6 protein-coding genes are annotated in these 16,448 nt (G+C 36.8%); 4 read left to right on the top strand and 2 right to left on the bottom strand.

Annotated elements, in window-relative coordinates; all coding sequences use genetic code 11:
* The first annotated feature begins 18 nt into the window (after window positions 1–18).
* Window positions 19–741 carry a tyrosine-protein phosphatase gene (locus JEM45_RS03155; protein ID WP_198687755.1) on the top strand — a complete coding sequence of 241 codons (723 nt, stop codon included), beginning with the start codon at window positions 19–21 and terminating at the stop codon, window positions 739–741.
* Between the two features lie 13 nt (window positions 742–754).
* Here the strand turns inward: JEM45_RS03155 and JEM45_RS03150 are convergent, their stop codons facing one another.
* Together JEM45_RS03150 and JEM45_RS03145 are read right to left on the bottom strand one after the other, a co-directional pair.
* Entirely contained in the window at window positions 755–1,333 is a 579-nt protein-coding gene (locus JEM45_RS03150) for a pyridoxamine 5'-phosphate oxidase family protein (RefSeq protein ID WP_198687754.1), read from the bottom strand.
* A 326-nt stretch (window positions 1,334–1,659) separates the two neighbouring features.
* A complete protein-coding gene (locus tag JEM45_RS03145; protein WP_198687753.1) occupies window positions 1,660–3,138 on the bottom strand; it encodes an AcpB/EbpR/MafR family transcriptional regulator in 1,479 nt (492 codons plus the stop codon).
* Window positions 3,139–3,642: 504 nt separating this feature from the next.
* Between JEM45_RS03145 and JEM45_RS03140 the strand changes: the two genes are divergently transcribed.
* The 3 genes from JEM45_RS03140 (at window position 3,643) to JEM45_RS03130 (ending at window position 16,310) form a co-directional block, all read left to right on the top strand.
* Window positions 3,643–13,536 carry a putative Ig domain-containing protein gene (locus JEM45_RS03140; protein WP_198687752.1) on the top strand — a complete coding sequence of 3,298 codons (9,894 nt, stop codon included), beginning with the start codon at window positions 3,643–3,645 and terminating at the stop codon, window positions 13,534–13,536.
* Window positions 13,537–13,598: 62 nt separating this feature from the next.
* Complete coding sequence (locus tag JEM45_RS03135; protein ID WP_198687751.1) at window positions 13,599–14,216, top strand: putative immunity protein; 618 nt, start codon at window positions 13,599–13,601, stop codon at window positions 14,214–14,216.
* Window positions 14,217–14,315: 99 nt separating this feature from the next.
* On the top strand, window positions 14,316–16,310 hold the full coding sequence (locus JEM45_RS03130; protein ID WP_198687956.1) for a YSIRK-type signal peptide-containing protein: 1,995 nt from the start codon (window positions 14,316–14,318) through the stop codon (window positions 16,308–16,310).
* Window positions 16,311–16,448 lie beyond the last annotated feature (138 nt).

The following is a 16,448-nucleotide window of genomic DNA, read 5'->3' as shown; positions in this document are numbered from 1 at the left end:
GAGATGGAGTGACTTTATATGATAGATATTCATAATCACTTATTAATCAATGTGGATGACGGACCAAGATCAAAAGATGAGACTTTAGATTTATTATTACAAGCACAATCACTAGGCATTACAGATATTATCTGTACGCCACATCATCACAGTCCAGCACACATTACACCATCATCCGTTGTATATGAAAAATTATCAGAAGTAAAAAATATTATAGATGATAATAACATCAATATTACCGTACACCCAGGTCAGGAAATTAGAATCAATGATGATATTATTAGTGAATTAGTCAATGGAGAAGCAATTACACTAGCAAATGGAAAGTATGTACTCGTAGAATTCTCCTTTACAGAGTTAAAAGAAGATATTGAAGCAATTTTTGAAAAGCTAAGACAACTAAATCTGACACCTATTATTGCCCATCCAGAACGTTGTCAACCTTTAGTAGAACAACGTCACATTTTAAGGAAATTAATCAATGACGGTGCCATTGCACAAGTTACAGCTGCATCAGTTTGTGGAGATCTTGGGACAGAACTTCAAACAATAGCTTTAGACATGATAGAAAATGGTGACATTCATATCGTGTCAAGTGATGCACATCATGCTGAAGTCAGACCATTTAGGCTAAAACAAGCCTATGACATTATTGAGGAACAACTTGGAATTTCATATGTAGAAGAAATGAAAAAACAGGCAGAAATAGTATTAATGAGTAAAAAAGTAGAAGTAGACTAAAGCTAGTCTACTTCTACTTTTCCTTTTTCACTTTAAAGTAATTCCCACTATTTTTCTGAGTCTGTTCTTCATGACTCACTTCTCTTAGCTCTGGAATATGCTTAGAACAGTGAATATATGCTTCATCTACAGTGACGACCACCCAGCGTTCAGCTTTACCTTGATGCATGTCTTCCAAACGCCCGACGAGATCTTTATCTTGTAAAATAAATTCGAGTTCACTGTTTTCAACGATTTTTGCACCGCCGTTTATATGTAAGCCCACTTGGTCTTCTAAAAAGTCTATTAACAACAAGCCGATATGCGGGTTTTCACTGATATTACCTAAGGATGCCATGACACCATTGCCTCTATATTCCGGATACATCAATCTATAATCATCAATCACATAGACAAAACCTTTTTGTCCTGATCTAAAAGTTGAATCACAATTTCCATGTCTATCACTTGTAGAGACAAACATAAATTGCTGTTTATTTATAAAATCCTTCATCTGCTCATTAATATAATCAATCATTTGATTATCATAAAAAGCCGTTGCACGTCGTTTTGTACCAAATTTTTCTTGTAACTCACGTTCTCCTTGTGACATATAATTCCCCCTCAATATAAAAACCTTAACATTTTTTAAAGTATTAAAATTTGGGTATAGGTTACAAAGAGGTGAAATAAATGAAAAAATCATTACGATTCATTTTATTGGTGGCTCAAACATAGAAGTCAATAAGACAGAAGCGGTCGAAACCTTACTCCATCATTTAGAAGGCACAGAAAGTCAGAGACAATTTATTAGCCTACCGAACCGAAGCGGCCAAGAGATTTACATTAATTTAAAGCTAGTAACATCTATCGAAGTTAAGAGTATATAAAAGAATACGTAAAAGGAGCGGTGTTCGCCGCTCCTTTTTTTGAACAAATCTATGCCTGTTTTTCACTTGAAATCATAACTAGTTCGTTTCTTATTGTTAATATGTCTTTAGGTGTAGGATAATTCTCAACACAAACTACCGGGGTCTTATAAATGTTTTCATATGGGAAATTCGTTACGACTAAGTCGTATTTACCACTCGGGCAAATATCTTTGATTTGGGATATATCATATCCGATATATGCATTAAGTTGTGAATGAAACTCATCTGAAATTATACTCGCCAACATTGTAGCATGTTCGTAATCATTATTACTCATAAAGAATACATCATATTTCGGTTTAGTTTTTCTCAAGTGAACAAATAAATCTTCCCAGTGTGTCATGAAAGTGTAAATCATGTGATTTACTATATCAGGATCACACTTACTATTATTGTCTAGGAATTCTTTCACATAGGACTGTAAATCATCGTAGAACGATGGGAATTCTAATTGTACGTTGTCTAGGAACTGCTGTTTTTTATCGAAAACGAGATAGTGTGAAAATGGTTCACTAGAACCAAGATAATAAGTGGAGTGAATGCCCATAATCAATTGGTCCTGATTAGGAATTGGAACATTATATTTATTAGATAAGTTTCTACATATACTCAAAGCCTCGAAGTATGAATCAGAAATCGTTTGGTTAGAATGAGCATGAGCAATCAACTCATCTGGTGTATACAGTACATTGTCATTTAAGAAAGGTGTAAAAATTTCATATATAAGCTCCTGGTCAACTTTTAGATCCAGAGCTGATTCATAGTCTTCTGAATGTAAATCTGCATGTAAACGTTCGATAATATCGAGCTTAGTCTCATTTTGATTTTTGTAAAGACGTTTTCCTTGTTTATAACGTGTAAGTGCAATTGCTGAAATAAATCTCATATGACGTCTAAATGAAAAATCAAAATCCAAGTCTAAAGTATCTAAGACATCGTCAACGAGCTGATGTGAAAGAGATCTAGAAATCACCTCATCAAATGGCCATTCAAAGATTCCATATTTCTCACTAAAGAAAGTGTTATAAAAATTACGAATCTCTTTTTCATTACCTTCGACTCTACAAGGATTTGTTTCAAAAGATAAGTTAAACTCAGTCGATAAGATGCTCTCAATCTTATTGAAATAACGATATAAGGTAGATGGACTAACATACAACTGTTCAGATAGATCATCTACGCTCATATCATTATTAAAGAATAGTATCTCCAGCATTTGGAATGAAAAATTATGGTTTATAAAGTAACGAGTCAGAGATTCCATTCCCGTATTCTTATGGAAATCAATTTGTACACGATCATGATGTAAATCTACTTTGAGAATATCTGAGAGCTCTATAAGCTCATTTAAATTTTCCCTCAAGTTTCTTTCAGATGTTTTGAAGTTTTTAGTCAGCTCAGAGATATTTGTATAGTCATTAGAGTTATTAAGTATCTCAATTATCTCTAATTTTCTCTGTTCAGTTTTTGACAATAATCTCCTCATAGACTGTAGCTCCTTTTCAACAAATCATAATGTTCTATTTTTCTCACTTTTTTTCTTATATACCCATTTTTTTAAAAAATATTCATAATGTGTGGGTCTGAGACGACCATCATGCCAATACTTCTTGAAAATAAGCAAGTATTTAAACATATTTAAAGTAGTAGAAAACTACTCTTTTTCATATTTTCGTAATTAAAAAAATTGTTTTAATAAAAATTGACAAACATACATATTGTTTATTAACCATTTGCGAATATTAATGAACTTTAATGTATAAATATTTATATGAGTGTGAAGAAGGATTTTTGAAAAAGATTAGACAATAATCATTTAAGAAAAATACTTAAAATTTACCGCCTCGAAATGCTGATAACAAAGGGATTTTTGAAGTTTTTTAATTTTAATGTTTTTTGCGAAAAAAGGTGGAATGGGTATTGCTACGCTCCGTTGCTAAAATATTATTGTTGAATTAGATATTGTTTTTAAATAAGGAGCGTAATATCTTTGAGTAAAATAAAAAAACGTAAATATTCCCAATTTGTTGATAAGCGTGTGAATCGTTATTCAATACGAAAAATGAAATTCGGTGCAGCATCAGTAATGGTAGGCTCATTCCTATTCTTAGGTTTTAGTGGTGACACTAAAGCAGCAGAAACTGATGTAGTAGATGAAAATGCAATAGTAGATGAAACTGGAGGCGTAGACACCTCCAGTTCGCAAGAGGAAATAGAAGAAAGTACCGTCGAAACTGAAGCTATAGAAGAAACGACTCCAGTCGAAGAAATCAAAACATCAGAAGTTACGCCAATAGAAGAAACAGAAGAAGTCAATGATGATACTGAACTAGAGAATCGTCAGTATGAATTAGAGCAACAACTACAAAGTGAAAAAGAATCAGCTAAATCACAAATTAATCAATTAGGATACTTAGAGAATGTTACACGTTCAAATTTTATTACTCAAATTGATCAAGCAAATGACTCAGCGACCATTGATACGATTATTAATAATGCCAATATTGAAAATGATAGATTATATCAATTAGAACTAGAGGCAGAAGCACAAGCGGCTGAAGAAGCGGCAGCTCAGGAAGCTGAAGAACAAAAAGCAGCTGAAGAAGTAGCTGCTGCAGAGGGAACTGAATCAGAAGAACCGACTGAAGAAGTAGTTGAACAAGAAGCAGAATCAGAAGAATCGACTGAAGAAACAGTTGAAGAAGAAGCTGATTCAGAGGAAGTAACTGAAGAAACAGTTGAGGAAGAAACTGAGTCAGAGGAAACTTCTGAAAAAACAACTGAGAAAAAATCTAAGTCTAAAGAATTGACAGAAGAAACAAAAGAAGAATTGGAATCAGAAGAAATGACTGAAGAGTCATTAGAGCAAAATGAGCTAGAGGAAACGACTGATGAATCAGTAGAAGAAAAACCAGAAGATGCTGTTGAAAATACAGAAGAAGTACTTGTAAATACTCAGCCTAACGACGCAGAAGTAGATAATGGAAGCACAAGTAATTTTGTATCAAATAAAGACAATAGTTTAGCCTCTGATATTGATCAAGCATTTAATGAATCTGGAAACAAAGAAGAATTAACATCATCTTTATCCAAAGTTGTTGAAGATACCCTTAGTGAAGAAGAAACTACAAAATTTATGAAGTCAATTGATAGTGAGATAGAAAATTTAAACCCTAATGAAGTTAAATATATGTTATTTAGACTCGCATCTGAGAAAAAAGATCAGACTTCTATTGAAGTTACAAGAGAAAACATGAACTCTAAATCAACTGAGATTCAACTATTTGCAGCAGAAACAGCATCAGAGTTGGCAGCAAATATAGAAGTCGCACGCGGACAAAGTAAACGTGACGTTAATATAATGTTTTATTTAACCGATGAACAGAAAACTAGCTTTGAAAACAGATTAGATGGTGCGGAGGATCATGAAGCGTTATTAACTATCCTTAGTGAAGCGGATGAATTAAATGATTCACAAACGCCAGAAAAGGTTGGTACTGGGCAATATCCTTCAAGTAACACACAACCTTTATTATCACTTGATAAAGAGAATAATTACACATTCCAAACACTAAATTTTGATGTTGAGAACCTTGAAAACTACTTAGATCTAAATTATATCCCATTCGAATTAAATTCTTATATGGTTGGTTCAAACTCACTAGAAAGATTTAAAATTAACATTCAACTTGATGAAAGAATTGCTCAGCACGTAAGTGGCATGAGTTCTAGTCCACATGCACGACCTAACGAAACACGAGAGTATACAAGATTAAGAGATGAGTACGGTGACTTAAGAAATGTCTGGGAAGTTAATTATATTAGAGCTGAAAATGGACTGTTTCCTGGTGCGGAAATACTTGCTGGAAAAACCTCTCAAAATGGGCGTATAATGCTAGATGATACTTTAGGCAATATTCTTTCCCAGTACAATGATTTGGATACAAATAAGCTTAAATTTGAAACTGCTGTAAGAAATGATGTTACAAATAAATTGATTAGAACAACAGTATCTTCAGGATATTTAAGAACATCTAATGATTCATCAACAAATTTAGAAGTTTCGCCTAACCAAAGTGATTTCTTTAGAGGTTCCTTAGGAAAAGTTAATTACCATGACTCTGAAGCCGTTGGTAATCAAAACGGTGCTCTAGTTGTTGACCATGAGCTAGTTAAAAGAGCAATAGGTAGTTACAGTAATAGTAATAATTGGACTTATAATTTTGAGATAGATCCTAGCTTAGTTCCGTATATAGAATCTGTAGAATTACACGAACATGATTTTGTTGGTGTAAGTGGCTTTAACTATGATTTTAATTCAGATAATAAAAAAGCAGATTTAACTATTGATGAAAATGGAAAAGGTAGTATTACTTCTAATCGCTTAAGAGAATTAATTGAATTTAATAATTCATTACCTGAAACCGTTGGTGTTAGAGTAGTTTACAAGCTAAGAGAAAATGTAAATGAAATATTTAAAGAACAATATGGTAGTGGAGAGCCTGCAGTTGATAATTACTTCAATGGTTACTTTACGGATCCGCAAGGACGACTAATTTCAGATTCATATATGAGCGGTACACATACTATGTTGGATACTGATTTAGATGGCGTAGTCGATTCTTTTGAAAGTACATCAGTCGGTACTGACAAGATGGTTGCGAAACCAATATCTACTGATATTTATGATGTAGATACTCAAGTGAATGGTGTAGTAGATATTGATTATAATACCAATGGACAGACAGTTAGAATTATAAATACAACGACTGGTGAGACGATTGCAGAAGGTACTGTTGTGGATAATGTTATTCGAATCCATGATTCTAGTAATTTAGAAACACATGAATTCAATGTTGACATCACAGAACAACTTCCTGGTTCACAGTTAAGAATAGAAATCTTGTCACAAGATTTCTTAACTCCTGAAGTTACAGAAATTAACGTTCTAGAATCACCAAAAACTGTAGACATATTACAGTTGGAGATGGGTGAAGTAGTTGACCCACAGTCATCAATTGTTAATATGCAGAATCTTCCAGAAGGTGCCACATATGAGTGGATAGTTGAGCCAGACACGACACAAATCGGATTTTCAGAAGCAACAGTACGTGTGACTATTGGTAGTCGTATTTTTGATTTAAATGTTCCTGTTAATGTTGTAGATACCGAAGCACCTGTAATCAGTGCAGAAGGATTTACGGTTATAGAAGGACAAGACATAGAACCTAGAATTATAAATGTCGCAGATAATTCTAATGGACCAATTACAACAGAAGTGACTGGTCTTGTAGAAGGATTAACTTTTGATTCAACTGACAATCAAATTAGTGGAAATATAGATTCCAACATAATAGATTGGGAAGACACTGAAGAAGAACGTAGTTTTGAAATTGTTATCACGGCGACCGATGAATCAGGAAATACTTCAAATGAAACTGTAACAATCACAGTCCAAAGAGATACTGATGGCGACGGGGACCCAGATGTGACAGATCCAGATGATGATAACGATGGTTACACAGATGAGGAAGAAATCGAAGCTGGTACAGATCCAAAAGATCCAAATCAATTCCCATGGACACCAATCAACCCAGCACCAACAGTAGATCCGATTGATAATCAAACAGTTAATGAGAGTACTCCAATTGAAACAATTGTTGTGGATGCAGACGACGATGGTGAAGTAACAGTAGAAGTATCAGAACTTCCTGAGGGTGTGACTTTCAACCCAGAAACAAATGAAATCAGTGGTACACCAATCGTTGAAGATTGGGGACAAACTGAAGAAGAACGCACAACAACAGTTACGGTTACAGTGACCGATGAAGACGGTGCGACTGTTACTGAAGTGTTTGATATCACAGTCCAAAGAGATACTGATGGCGACGGGGATCCAGATGTGACAGATCCAGATGATGATAATGATGGATTCACGGATGAGGAAGAAATTGAAGCTGGTACAGATCCAAAAGATCCAAATCAATTCCCATGGACACCATTGAACCCAGCACCAACAGTAGATCCGATTGATAATCAAACAGTTAATGAGAGTACTCCAATTGAAACAATTGTTGTGAATGCAGACGACGATGGTGAAGTAACTATAGAAGTGTCAGAACTTCCAGACGGTGTAACATTCAATCCTGAAACTAACGAAATTTCTGGTACGCCAACAGTTGACGATTGGGGCACAACTGAAGAAGAACGTACAACGACAATCAACGTTACAGTCACTGACGAAGATGGTGCAACTGTTACTGAAGAATTCACAATCACAGTTCAACGTGATACTGATGGCGATGGTGATCCAGATGTGACAGATTCAGATGATGATAACGATGGTTACACAGATGAAGAAGAAATCGAAGCTGGTACAGATCCAAAAGATCCAGACCAATTCCCATGGACACCAATGAATCCAGCACCAACTGTAGATGCGATTGATAATCAAGAAGTTATCGAAGGTAATGCGATTACACCGATTACAGTTAATGCAGAAGATGATGGAGACGTGACGGTTGAAGTATCAGAATTACCAGAGGGTGTAACTTTCAATCCGGAAACAAATGAGATTTCTGGTACACCAGTTGTCGAAGATTGGGATTCAGCTGAAGAAGAACGCACAACAACAGTTACGGTTACAGTCACTGACGAAGTTGATGCAACTGTTACAGAAGAATTCGTTATCACAGTCCAAAGAGACACTGACGGTGATGGAACACCTGATGTGGATGATGAAGATGATGACAACGATGGTTACACAGATGAGGAAGAAATCGAAGCTGGTACAGATCCAAAAGATCCAAATCAATTCCCATGGACACCATTGAACCCAGCACCAACTATTGACGCGATTGGTAATCAAACAGTGAATGAAGAAACTCCAATTGAAACAATCACAATCAACCCTGAAGATGATGGTGAAGTGACAATTGAAGTGTCAGAACTTCCTGAGGGTGTGACATTTAACCCAGAGACAAATGAAATTTCTGGTACACCAGTTGTCGAAGATTGGGATTCAGCTGAAGAAGAACGCACAACAACAGTTACGGTTACTGTCACTGATGCAGATGGTGCAACTGTAACTGAAGAGTTTATTATCACAGTCCAACGTGACACAGATGGTGATGGCGATCCAGATGTGACAGATCCAGATGATGATAATGATGGCTACACAGATGAAGAAGAAATCGAAGCTGGTACAGATCCAAAAGATCCAAATCAATTCCCGTGGACACCGATCAATCCAGCACCAACAGTAGATGCGATTGATAGCCAAACAGTTACGGAAGGTAATGCGATCAATCCAGTCGTTATCAATGCTGAAGACGATGGTGAAGTGACAATTGAAGTGTCAGAACTTCCTGAGGGTGTGACATTTAACCCAGAGACAAATGAAATCTCTGGTACGCCAACAGTTGATGATTGGGGTGCAACTGAAGAAGAACGTACAACGACAATCAACGTTACAGTCACTGACGAAGATGGTGCAACTGTTACTGAAGAGTTTATTATCACAGTCCAAAGAGACACTGATGGCGATGGAACACCTGATGTGGATGATGAAGATGATGACAACGACGGTTACACGGATGAAGAAGAAATCGAAGCTGGGACAGATCCAAAGGATCCAAATCAATTCCCATGGACACCAATCAACCCAGCACCAACTGTAGCTGCGATTGATAATCAAGAAGTTATCGAAGGTAATACGATTACTCCGATTACAGTTAATGCAGAAAATGATGGAGACGTGACAGTTGAAGTTTCAGAACTACCAGAGGGTGTGACATTCGATCCAGAAACAAATGAAATTTCTGGTACACCAGTTGTCGAAGATTGGGATTCAGCTGAAGAAGAACGCACAACAACAGTGACGGTTACAGTGACTGACGAAGATGGCGCGACTGTTACAGAAGAATTCGTTATCACAGTCCAACGTGACACAGATGGTGATGGAGACCCAGATGTGACAGATCCAGATGATGATAACGATGGTTACACGGATGAAGAAGAAATCGAAGCTGGTACAGATCCAAAAGATCCAAATCAATTCCCATGGACACCGATCAATCCAGCACCAACAGTAGATCCGATTGATAATCAAACAGTTAATGAGAGTACTCCAATTGAAACAATTGTTGTGAATGCAGACGACGATGGTGATGTGACAATTGAAGTATCAGAACTTCCTGAGGGTGTAACATTTGATCCAGAAAACAATACAATTTCTGGTACGCCAACAGTTGACGATTGGGGCACAACTGAAGAAGAACGTACAACGACTATCACCTTAACTGTTACTGACGAAGACGGTGCAGTTGTAACTGAAGAATTCACAATCACAGTACAAAGAGACACAGATGGTGATGGTGATCCAGATGTGACAGATCCAGATGATGATAATGATGGTTACACAGATGAAGAAGAAATCGAAGCTGGTACAGATTCAAAAAATCCAAATCAATTCCCATGGACACCAATGAATCCAGCACCAACAGTCGATGCGGTTGATGATCAAAAAGTTAATGAGAATACTCCAATTGAAACGATTGTTATAAATGCTGAAGACGATGGTGATGTGACAATTGAAGTATCAGAACTTCCTGAGGGTGTAACATTTGATCCAGAAAACAATACAATTTCTGGTACGCCAACAGTAGATGATTGGGACACAACTGAAGAAGAACGCACAACAACCATCATGGTAACTGTTACTGACGAAGACGGTGCAGTTGTAACTGAAGAATTCACAATCACAGTCCAAAGAGACACAGATGGTGATGGAGACCCAGATGTGACAGATCCAGATGATGATAATGATCGTTACACAGATGAAGAAGAGATTGAAGCTGGTACAGATCCAAAAGATTCAAATCAATTCCCATGGACACCAATGAATCCAGCACCAACAGTCGACGCGATTGGTAATCAAGAAGTTATCGAAGGTAATGCGATTACGCCAATCACAATCAATCCTGAAGATGATGGTGATGTGACAATTGAAGTGTCTGAATTACCAGAGGGTGTATCTTTCAACCCGGAAACAAATGAGATTTCTGGTACACCAGTTGTCGAAAATTGGAATTCAGCTGAAGAAGAACGCACAACAACCATCATGGTAACTGTTACTGACGAAGACGGTGCCACTGTTACTGAAGAATTCACAATCACAGTTCAACGTGACACAGATGGCGACGGTGATCCAGATGTGACAGATCCAGATGACGACAATGATGGTTACACAGATGAAGAAGAAATCGAAGCTGGTACAGATCCAAAAGATCCAAATCAATTCCCATGGACACCAATGAATCCAGCACCAACAGTCGACGCGGTTGATAATCAAGAAGTTATCGAAGGTAATGCGATTACGCCAATCACTGTCAATGCCGAAGATGATGGTGAAGTGACAATTGAAGTATCAGAACTTCCTGAGGGTGTGACATTCGATCCAGAAACAAACACAATCTCAGGTACGCCTGAAGTTGAGTGGGATGGAGACGAAGAGACACGTGACATCACAGTAACAGTTACAGTGACTGACAAAGATGGCGCGACTGTTACAGAAGAGTTCACTATCACAGTCCAAAGAGACACAGATGGCGACGGTGATACAGATGTGACAGATCCAGATGACGACAATGATGGTTACACAGATGAAGAAGAAATCGAAGCTGGTACAGATCCAAAAGATCCAAATCAATTCCCATGGACACCAATGAATCCAGCACCAACAGTCGATGCGGTTGATGATCAAACAGTGAATGAAGGCAGTACGATTACACCAATCACAGTTAATGCTGAAGACGATGGTGAAGTGACAATTGAAGTATCAGAACTTCCTGAGGGTGTGACATTTAACCCTGAAACAAATGAAATCTCTGGTACACCAGTTGTTGATGACTGGGGTCCAACTGAGGAAGAACGTACAACAACAATCACAGTTACAGTCACTGACGAAGATGATGCGACTGTTACTAAAGAGTTTGAAATCACTGTACAAAGAGATACAGATGGTGATGGAACACCTGATGTGGATGATGAAGATGATGACAACGACGGATTCACTGACGAAGAGGAAATTGAAGCTGGCTCAGATCCGAAAGATCCAGATAGCTTCCCAGCAACACCGATTAATCCAGTACCAACTGTAGATCAGATTGATAATCAAACAGTTAACGAAGGCACTCCAATTGAGACAATTACTATCAACCCTGAAGATGATGGTGAAGTGACAGTTGAAGTATCAGACCTACCAGAAGGTGTGACATTCGATCCAGAAACAAACACAATCTCAGGTACGCCTGAAGTTGAGTGGGATGGAAACGAAGAGACACGTGACTTCACAGTAACAGTTACTGTCACTGACGAGGATGGTGCGACTGTTTCAGAAGAGTTTACTATCACAGTACAAAGAGATACAGATGGCGACGGAAATCCTGATGTGACAGATACAGATGATGACAATGATGGATTCACTGATGAAGAAGAAAAAGATGCTGGTACTGATTCGAAAGATCCAAACAGTTATCCAGAAGATGACGACGTGGATAACGGCAATCCAGTGATTACACCAATCGATGACCAAGAGGTCAACGAAGGTAATCCGATTGATCCAATCGTGATTGAAGTCAGTGAAGATGCAGATATCGAAGTAGATGGACTTCCTGATGGTGTGACATTTGACCCAGAAACAAACACAATTTCAGGTACACCTGAAGTTGAATGGACTGATGACAAGGAAGAACGTAGTTACGAAGTCATCATCACAGCGACTGATGAAGATGGTAATACAACAACAGAAACTGTTATCATCACAGTTCAAAGAGATACAGATGGTGACGGTGACCCAGATGTGACTGATCCAGATGATGACAACGATGGATTCACTGATGAAGAAGAAAAAGATGCTGGTACTGATTCGAAAGATCCAAATAGTTATCCAGAGGATGACGACACTGATAACGGCAATCCAGTAATTACACCAATCGATGACCAAGAGGCCAACGAAGGTAATCCGATTGAACCAATCGTGATTGAAGTCAGTGAGGATGCAGATATCGAAGTAGATGGTCTTCCAGATGGTGTGACATTTGATCCAGAAACAAACACAATTTCAGGTACTCCTGAAGTTGAATGGACAGATGACGAAGAAGAACGCAGCTACGAAGTCATCATCACTGCGACGGATGAAGATGGTAATACAACAACAGAAACTGTTATCATCACAGTCCAACGTGATACAGATGGTGACGGTGACCCAGATGTGACTGATCCAGATGATGATAACGATGGCTTCACTGATGAAGTAGAAATTGATGCTGGTACAGATCCTAAAGATCCAAACAGCTATCCTGAAAATGAAGTTCATCCAACAACACCAACAGACGATGATAATAATGAAGGTATTGTTGATGATTCAGATGATACGACTGTTGATGCACCTGTAATCAACCCAGTTGATGTTGATGATCAAACAGTATCAGGTACTGGAACTCCTGGCCATGAAGTGACTGTAACTTTCCCTAATGGAGAGACAGTAACGACGACAGTGAATAACGATGGTACTTGGACAGTAAACATTCCAGGTTCTATTAATCTTGAAGTCGGTCAAGTTATCACAGCAGTTTCTACTGACGAAAACGGTAATGTTTCTCAAACAAGTCAAATCACTGTTACTGATAATAATCAATCTGCAGCTACAACAAATACCGCTGATCAAAGTGGTATTGGTGAAGATGGTAGTAAAGTAGAAAGTCTTCCAGATACAGGTATTGCAAATGATGGTAAAACAGGCATCTTTGCAGCCTTCCTAGCAGCTCTAGGTACAATCTTTGCTTTCAGAAGAAGAAAAGATGAAGAGGAAGAAAATAAATAAGTAATCAAATGGCTATGAATACTCGTTCTCAGTGTTCATAGCCATTTTTAAGTTTTTAATAGATGATTTGTGAAAGAAACTTATACATTTCTACTGGTATAATCGAATTATCAAATACAATAAATCTAGGGTGGGTAAAAATGAATATCAATGACTATGCATGGAATGATCACGAACGTAGCTTAAAAGAAGATGATAAGATCAAAATTCCAACACCATACAAGATATCCATCAAAGATAATCTCGATAAAAGAATCGAACTTGAACAAATTTTAGAAATTTTACATCAAAGAGAGCTTGCAAGATGGGCTATAGAAAATGCTGAAAGATTTATTGAATACATTGATATAGACAATGAGGATTTTAAGTACTCAATAATACAAAGTAGTCGAGAAATTTTATTTAGAAGAATTAATAATGAAGTGAACGATTATCACTTAAGACAGGCCGGATTTTTATCCAACACTCTTGCTAAAAAATCAGTAAATGAGATCAGTAAGTATTCATCAAGAGTATTTGCTCAAGCAATTTCGACAGGACATATGCGTGGACATGCGATTGTTTCCTCTGATTATGCAGTGAAGGTAAAGAATTTGATTAGTGATTGTGACGTCAGTTCAAGAGAAAGAGATATACAAATCGAAATTGCTAGTAAATACTTAAAAATTCACAAATCTTAACAGAATTTAAACAAATATAGTATGTATTTTAAACATTTACATAGTATAATTGAATCACTAATATATATTGGGCTTAATCTATAAATGGAGGTGAAACTGATGAAAAATAGAAAGATGAACAAGCATACAAATGTCAATCAAGTAAAACAACGATTCTCTATTCGTAAATATAAAAAGTCTGTGTCATCGGTCATGGTTGGCATGTTCTTAATATTTGGATTTAGTTTCGATACCGATGCCTCTGAGAAAAATAAGGTAGATGGAGTTCAAACTGAGGAACGGACAGAGACAGAAAATAAAAATGAGGAAGATCAGACCAATGAAGCTGAGCTTGTTGAACAAGAAGATGCTTTATTGGCTGAACAAGAAAATGCAGAGCTCCTTATATCAGCTTTAGAAAATATATCAGCCGAAGACAAGTCTTCTTATATCGGTGAAATTGAAGTCGCTTCTGACATTGAAACAGTACAAATCATTCTTGAAGAAGCCATTGTAGAAGATGAGGCAATCTATCAAGAAATATTAAAAGAAGAAGAGGCTAAAAAAGCTGAAGCGGAAAGATTAAGAGCCGAACAAGCTGCTAAAAAACAGGCAGAACAGGAAGCAGCTAAACAAGCCGAAGCAGAAAAGGCTGAACAAGAAGCAAAGGAATTAGCAGAAAAAGAGCAGGCTGAACGTGAAGAGGCTGAGCGTAAGGAAAAAGAAAAAGTTGAGGAAGAAACAGATCAACAAGATCAAGATCAACAACAAGATAATGATGAATCTAAATCTAAAGAAGAAAATGATGAGGATGAAGTAGAAGACAAACAGTCTGAACTGGATACTGATACAGAAAATGATGATAGTGAAAATAAAGATGATGTAGAAGATTCACAGTCTGAACATGATAATACTGAAGAAACTGAAGATTCTAAAGAACCGGTTGAAAAACAACCAAAAGAAACAGAAGATGAGGTTGTTGAAGAAACACCTGAACAAAGTGAAGCGTCTGAAGAACCTATAACAGAACCGGTTCAACCAGAAGAGGAAATTGTAGAAAAGGCGCCCGAATATGTCGAACCTGAACAACCAGTTGTAGAAAAACCGGTTAAAGAAGAGGTCGAGATTGAAAAACAACCGCCTGTAAACTTCCAAAAAGGAGTGAGCGATGCTTATAAAAAAGCTGATGACAAGGCACAGTTAGAAAAACATCTCACTAACGTTGTCAACACGACCTTTAAAATGAATGATACGGAAGCCTTTATGAAATCGTTAGATGTGAATTTAGAAGACTTAACACCAGAAGAATTCACATATATGCTGTTGAAATACCTCTCTGAAAACATTGATGCAAAGAGTGTTGTTGTTACGAGAGATGATAGCGATGATATCTTAATTGCTGAAGGTGTGAAAGACTTATCAAAAGATTTAGGTCAGGCAAAGGACGATAGTAAGAATAATCTCAGCATGATGTTCTACTTAGACAATGAAGCAAGAGCTGCATACAAGCATCAAATTGACCAGGCAAAAGATCATAGTCAAATTACTGCGATTATGTTGGTGGCAAATGCATTTAATAATATGAACATGCCAGATTATGTTGCATATGGTAATCATCCATCACAAAATACTAAATCAATCCTGAATAATGATACAGAAGTGTCACCATCTGTTAAATCATTATCGATGAATAATGAAGCATTAAGTGGAATTAAAGATTTAAACTATGTTCCTTTTGAACTGACAAGTGAGCGTGTTAATGATGAAGGGACCTATAAGATTCAGATACAGTTAGACGAAAGACTAGCCCAGCATGTAACAGCAATGACTGTCCATCCACATCAATCATTTATTACGAAGCCGTTTAAGAGACTTGTAAATGATGCTGGACAACTAACAAATGTATGGCAAATTGACTACGACCGTCTCTTTAATAGTGAAGATGACACTTTTATGACAGCTAAAAATGGTTTAATCATGCTAGAAGATAGTATCGAGAATATTATAAGTTACTATAATGATTTAGGTATTAATCCACTAACTTATCAAAGTGCAGTGATTAATGAAGGTACTGGTAATCTTATAGACTCAACTGTAGGAAGAAATATAATTTAACATTCCAAAAGCCGTGAAATCTTGTTAATGAGATTTCACGGTTTTTTGTATAAATAAATTGTTTAAATATCTAAAATATTTTGGTCAAAACTTCGTTGAATAGAAAACATGAAAAATTGTCCATAACTCATGATTCAA

It is taken from the genome of Jeotgalicoccus sp. ATCC 8456 (genome assembly GCF_016313225.1).
Classification (GTDB): Bacteria; Bacillota; Bacilli; order Staphylococcales; family Salinicoccaceae; genus Jeotgalicoccus; species Jeotgalicoccus marinus.
Note: the sequence above shows the minus strand (reverse complement) of the source record. Positions and strands in the feature narration are given on the sequence as shown.